This window comes from Amycolatopsis deserti, assembly GCF_014653945.1.
GTDB classification, from domain to species: Bacteria; Actinomycetota; Actinomycetes; order Mycobacteriales; family Pseudonocardiaceae; genus Amycolatopsis_E; species Amycolatopsis_E deserti.
The window spans coordinates 1-1,128 of sequence record NZ_BNAU01000022.1 but is presented as its reverse complement, the minus strand read 5'-3'; the positions used below and the strand labels follow the sequence as shown (position 1 = coordinate 1,128).

At 70.1% G+C, this 1,128-nt stretch carries 1 protein-coding gene; it reads left to right on the top strand.

Annotated elements, in window-relative coordinates; all coding sequences use genetic code 11:
- Positions 1–215 precede the first annotated feature (215 nt).
- Positions 216–1,128, top strand: a 913-nt coding sequence (locus IE290_RS37555) for a phage integrase central domain-containing protein (RefSeq protein WP_191249512.1), incomplete at its 3' end; no start/stop codon positions are given.

Sequence of the window (1,128 nt, the reverse complement as noted above, 5' to 3'; positions counted from 1 at the left end):
GCTCCGCGCGCACGCCGTCCCAGCCGGCGTCCTCCAGCGCGCCCCCGATGGCCGTGCAACCGCTTCCGCCCTCAGCAGCGCCCGCTACTCCGCCGGCCAGCCCTGCGCCACCGGCGCCCCCGGCCAGCCCTCCGCCGCCGCGCGGGACCGACTGTCTCCTCCATGCGGATCTCGTCTTGCTCGACGCTTGCGTTCTGCCCGCGTGACGGTGCGCCGTGGGTAGGCCGGCGACTCCTGTCGGGACGTGGGGGCGCATTCACGTCAAGAAGCTGCGCGACAAGTCCAAGGGGCGCCCGGCCGTCTACGAGGCGCACGCCCGGTTCCGGATGGCCGATGGCAGCAGCAAACAGGTGCGCCGGCGAGGCTCCAGCTCGACGAAGGCAGAGGACAACCTCAAGGAGGCCATGCGGGACCTCAGCGCCGAAGCACGCGCGGGGGAGATCAGCAAGTACACGCGGTTCGAGAAGATCTGCTGGGCGTGGTTCGAGGACTTCGAGCTGGACTACGCGAGCGCGGGCAAGGACAACCAGACCCCGCAGCTGTACAAGTCCTACCTGCGAAACTGGATCGTCCCGGCCCTGGGCCAGCTGCAGGCGCACGAGGTGCTGCCGTCGCGCTGCGACAAGCTGGTGAGGAAGGGGCAGGCGCAGTCCTACAGCACGGCGGCATCGATCCGGACCGTGCTGTCCGCCGTGTGCGCGTACGGCGTGCGGCACGGCGCCTTCGACTTCAACCCGGTGAAGTCCATCGGGCGTCTGACCCGGCCGTCACAGAAGACGGTCAAGGCGATGACCCTGGAGCAGCGGCAGGAAATGTTCGCCGCGCTCCGGGAGTACGGCGAGAAGAAGTCGCGCGACAAGAACGGGCGCAAGCTCGGTCCGCGGTCGCAGTTCTGGCGCGACCTCCCGGACATCATGGAGGCGTTCCTGGCAACCGGCGGCCGGCTGGGGGAGATCCTCGCGCTCGACGGGGACGAGATCGAGCCGACCGCGCCGACGGTGTACCTCGGACACCACCTGGTGCGGGTCACGGGGAAGGGGCTGCTCCGGGTTACCAACCGCAAGGGCGACGAGGACGCGCTACTGCTGCGCGTGCCGCAGTGGTCCGTGCCGATGTGGCGCCGGCGCA